This is a genomic window from Bradyrhizobium sp. (genome assembly GCF_049691595.1).
Lineage (GTDB): Bacteria > Pseudomonadota > Alphaproteobacteria > Rhizobiales > Xanthobacteraceae > Bradyrhizobium.
In genome coordinates this window covers 1-3,970 of sequence record NZ_JBAVNZ010000226.1, presented here as the reverse complement: position 1 = coordinate 3,970, position 3,970 = coordinate 1, and the positions used below count along the sequence as shown (strand labels likewise).

Annotated in this window: 6 protein-coding genes and 1 tRNA gene; 6 read left to right on the top strand and 1 reads right to left on the bottom strand. The window is 64.5% G+C overall.

What is annotated here, in order from left to right; genetic code table 11:
* Window positions 1-62: 62 nt before the first annotated feature.
* From WCE35_RS10115 to WCE35_RS10105, 3 genes are all read left to right on the top strand, one after another.
* Window positions 63-845, top strand: a complete 783-nt coding sequence (locus tag WCE35_RS10115) for an SDR family NAD(P)-dependent oxidoreductase (RefSeq protein WP_424593199.1) — start codon at window positions 63-65, stop codon at window positions 843-845.
* Window positions 846-991: 146 nt separating this feature from the next.
* On the top strand, window positions 992-1,795 hold the full coding sequence (locus WCE35_RS10110; protein WP_424593198.1) for a glutamine amidotransferase: 804 nt from the start codon (window positions 992-994) through the stop codon (window positions 1,793-1,795).
* Window positions 1,796-1,911: 116 nt separating this feature from the next.
* Complete coding sequence (locus WCE35_RS10105; protein ID WP_424593197.1) at window positions 1,912-2,724, top strand: enoyl-CoA hydratase; 813 nt, start codon at window positions 1,912-1,914, stop codon at window positions 2,722-2,724.
* Window positions 2,725-2,840: 116 nt separating this feature from the next.
* On the opposite strand, the gene WCE35_RS10100 is transcribed toward WCE35_RS10105, so the two are convergent.
* A tRNA-Ala gene (locus WCE35_RS10100) sits at window positions 2,841-2,916 on the bottom strand.
* A gap of 178 nt (window positions 2,917-3,094) precedes the next feature.
* Between WCE35_RS10100 and WCE35_RS10095 the strand changes: the two genes are divergently transcribed.
* From WCE35_RS10095 to WCE35_RS10085, 3 genes are all read left to right on the top strand, one after another.
* The gene (locus tag WCE35_RS10095) at window positions 3,095-3,385 is read left to right on the top strand and encodes a YggT family protein (protein ID WP_424593196.1); all 291 of its coding nucleotides are present in this window, start codon (window positions 3,095-3,097) and stop codon (window positions 3,383-3,385) included.
* 19 nt (window positions 3,386-3,404) lie between these two features.
* On the top strand, window positions 3,405-3,725 hold the full coding sequence (locus WCE35_RS10090) for a DUF167 domain-containing protein (RefSeq protein ID WP_424593195.1): 321 nt from the start codon (window positions 3,405-3,407) through the stop codon (window positions 3,723-3,725).
* Window positions 3,726-3,800: 75 nt separating this feature from the next.
* Window positions 3,801-3,970: tetrahydrofolate dehydrogenase/cyclohydrolase catalytic domain-containing protein (locus WCE35_RS10085; RefSeq protein ID WP_424593200.1), on the top strand; the 170-nt coding region annotated here is incomplete at its 3' end.

Genomic DNA, 3,970 nt, shown 5'->3' with positions numbered 1-3,970 from the left:
GCTTATGCTCTCGTCCCGCCGTTCGCGGCAGATCCTGCAATTAGAACCAAGAGCATTCAATCGTGACCGAGCGTGTGACGCTGATTACCGGTGCATCGGCGGGCATCGGCGCCGAAATGGCGCGGGTTTTTGCAGCTAACGGTCATCGCGTGGCACTGGCGGCGCGCCGCGTGGATCGCCTGACGATGCTGGCCGGCGAAATCGCCGCCGCGGGGGGTGCTCCGCCGATCGTCATTCCATGCGACCTCGAACAGCCTGACGCGTGCGACAAGATCGCGGCGGCGCTGCAAGCGGCTGGCGCAGAGGTCGAATACGTCGTCAATAATGCGGGCTTCGGCGTGTTCGGTCTCGCCGTCAAAGGGGATCGCGCCGAGCAGCTCAATATCATCGCGGTCAACATCCGCGCGCTGACCGATCTGTCGTTGCGCTTTTCCGATTCCCTGATCCGCCATCGCGGCGGCATTCTCAACGTCGGCTCGGTCGCAGGCTTTTTGCCGGGACCGGGCATGGCGGTGTATTACGCGTCCAAGGCCTATGTGCTGTCCTTCACTGAAGCGCTGCGCCAGGAACTCGCGCCGCACGGCGTGCGTGTGACCGTCATATGTCCCGGTCCGGTGCCCTCGGAGTTTCAGGCGCGCGCGGGCTTCGCGCCGGGATTTGATTCCGCGATCCTGAATGTCTCGGCCGCCGACGTCGCGCGGCAAGGTTATCGCGGGCTGATGGGCAACAGGCGTGCGGTGATGCCTGGGCTCGGCATCAAGATCGTGCCGTTCCTGCTCCGGCTGTTTCCGCGCGCGTTCATCCTGGCGGCGGTTGGCCGCCTCCAGCTGCGCCAGCACCGATAGCATCGGCGTTGTCGAACAAACACCTCTCGCGTTAATTGGTCCACGATTTGCTTCCAGATTTTCGGGTGAGTTCGCGTGAACTCACCTGAAATTAAGGAACACCCAGGTATGATGGCTGCTTGCGTGCCGCATACCAGGCAAATTCGATGTCGTTCCGGCCGGATCAAATCAAAGTCGTGCTGCCTTTCTCCGGTGCAAGGCCGACTGTCGTCACGCCGAAAAACGCGGCTTGCCTCCTGCCGGTCTTGATCGTTCTGCACCAGGAGGCGTCGACGCCGGGCCGGGTCGGCAACGTCCTGCGGGTACTCGGCCATCCCCTGGACATCCGGCGCCCAAGGTTCGGCGATCCGCTGCCGGAGACGCTGGATCAGCACGCCGGCGCCGTCATCTTCGGCGGCCCGATGAGCGCCAATGATCCCGATGATTATGTTCGCCGTGAAATCGACTGGATCGAAGTTCCCCTGCGGGAGCAGCGGCCATATCTCGGTATTTGCCTGGGGGCGCAGTTGCTCGCCAAACAATTGGGAGCGCAGGTCGCGCCGCACCCGCAAGGCCGGACGCAAATCGGCTATTACCCGATCCGCCCCACCGTCGCGGGCCGCGCGCTCTGCCCGAACTGGCCGGATCAGGTCTACCACTGGCACCGCGAGGGGTTCGAACTGCCCGCCGGCGCCGAGTTGCTGGCGGAGGGCGACGACTTTCCGGTGCAGGCGTTGCGATCCGGGCACGCCTTCGGCCTTCAGTTTCACCCGGACGTGACCTATGCGATGATGCATCGCTGGACCACGCGCGGTTGCGAGCGGCTGGATGCACCGGGCGCGCGGCCGCGTCATCTTCACTTCGCCGACCGTGCGGTGCATGACGTCGCCGAGCGCGCCTGGCTGAAGCGATTCATCGAAGGCTGGCTTGCACGCATGCCGCGCGCGATCGTGTCGGAAGCCGCGGAATAGCCCTCGCGCGGAATTTGGTTATCGCGGCCGGACGCCTTTCAAATCCGCCGGATATGATAGTGTCGCCGCGCAATCCTGCATGGGAACAAGCGGATGAAGCAAGCGGGGAGATCGCGGTGGACTATCAGCATATTCTCTACGAGGTGAACGACAGGATCGCGACCATTACGCTCAACCGGCCTGACCGCATGAATGCCTGGACGGCGATCATGGAGCGCGACGTGCGCCACGCCATGGAGGCCGCGGCCGGCGATGATCATGTGCGCGTCATCGTGCTCACCGGTGCCGGGCGTGCGTTCTGCGCCGGCGCCGATATGGAGGGGCTGAAGGGTCTCGATCCCGACGAGGTCAGGCGCGCCGAGCGCACGCCGCCGTTTGACATGGACCGCCGGCCGGACTGGCAGACGCGTTACGCCTATTACCCGTCGATCCCCAAGCCGGTCATCGGCATGCTGAACGGCGCCACCGCCGGCATCGGCCTCGTGCACGCGCTCTATTGCGACCTGCGCTTTGCCGCCGACAACACCGTGTTCACGACCGCGTTCGCGCGTCGCGGCCTGATCGCCGAGCATGGCATCAGCTGGATGCTGCCGCGGATCGTCGGCCACGCCAATGCGCTGGATCTCCTGATGTCCGCGCGGCGCGTCAGCAGCGACGAGGCGCTGCGGATCGGCCTCGTCAACCGGCTCTACCCGCCGGATCAGCTGCGCGAGCAGACCTATGCCTACGCGCGCGATCTCGCCGATCTCGTCTCGCCCAGCGCGATTTCGGTGATCAAGCGCCAGCTTTACGACGTGCCGTTCCAGACGCTGGCGGAAGCCACCATCGACGCCAACCGCGAAATGCAGATCGCGCTGCGCGGCAGTGATTTCCGCGAGGGCGTGGCGAGCTTCATGGAGAAAAGGCCGCCGCGGTTTACGGGGAGGTGAGGGGGAATTGTTTAGCGCGGCTTGCCGAGGCCCGCCTTCGCCCAAGCGGGCTACGGCGCGGCAGCCTTCGCTACGAGAGGGCTTGCCGAGCCGAAGCAGGCGCAGCCTGCGAAGGCTGGTGGAGCCAGGCGGGATCGAACCGCCGACCTCGTCATTGCGAACGACGCGCTCTCCCAGCTGAGCTATGGCCCCGTCGCGGCCGCATCCATCGAAACGCGGCCGACAATCGGCGCCATTTACCGTCCGCCCCAAGGGCAAGTCAAGAACGGTAAAACAGCGATTTTCGAGGTCATTTTGCCGGGAACTTCCTTGTTTGCAGGGGGCTGAACCGGTATCTAGCTGGCTACCCCACTTGTGAGCCTCCCTCATCATGCGCGCCGTCCTCGACATCGTTCTCATCGTCCTCGATCTCTATGTCTGGCTCTTGATCGCGTCGGCGATCCTGTCCTGGCTGATCGCCTTCAACGTCGTGAACACGCGCAACCAGTTCGTGTCGGCAGTGGCCGAATTCCTCTACCGGATCACCGAGCCGGCGCTGGCGCCTGTTCGCTCGGTGATGCCGAATTTGGGCGGGCTCGACATCTCGCCGATCATCGTGATCCTGATCATCCTGTTCATCCAGCGGGTGATCACCTATTACATCTATCCCAGCGTATTCTGATCGCGGGTGCCAATGGCCGATGGAGCCCTGGCGCTATTCCACCGAGGGCATCAGCGTCGCGTTGCGCGTGACGCCGCGCGGCGGCCGCGACGGTATCGACGGCATTGAAACGCTTGCCAACGGCCGCAGCGTGATCAAGGTGCGGGTTCGCGCCATCGCCGAGGGCGGGGAGGCCAACCGCGCCGTCACCCAACTGTTCGCAAAGGCGCTCGGCGTGCCCAGGGCAAGGGTGAAGATCTTGTCCGGCACGACCTCGCGGCTCAAGCAGATCGCCGTCGATGGCGATCCCGAAATGCTCGGCGACGCCTTGCGCAAGGCGACCGCTGTCAAACCGGACTAGCGCGCATTCCGCAGAAGTGGACACCGGTTTTGCGAACAGAAGACGCGCAAACTTGAGAGAGAACGAGGGATCGAGATGACGGCCCGTATCATCGATGGAAAGGCCATCGCCGCGGAGCTTCGCGCCCGCGTGGCCGATGAAGTCGCGCGGGTCAAGCGTGAGCATCAGCTGACCCCGGGCCTGGCCGTGGTGCTGGTCGGCAACGACCCTGCCAGCGAGGTCTATGTCCGTGGCAAGCATACGCA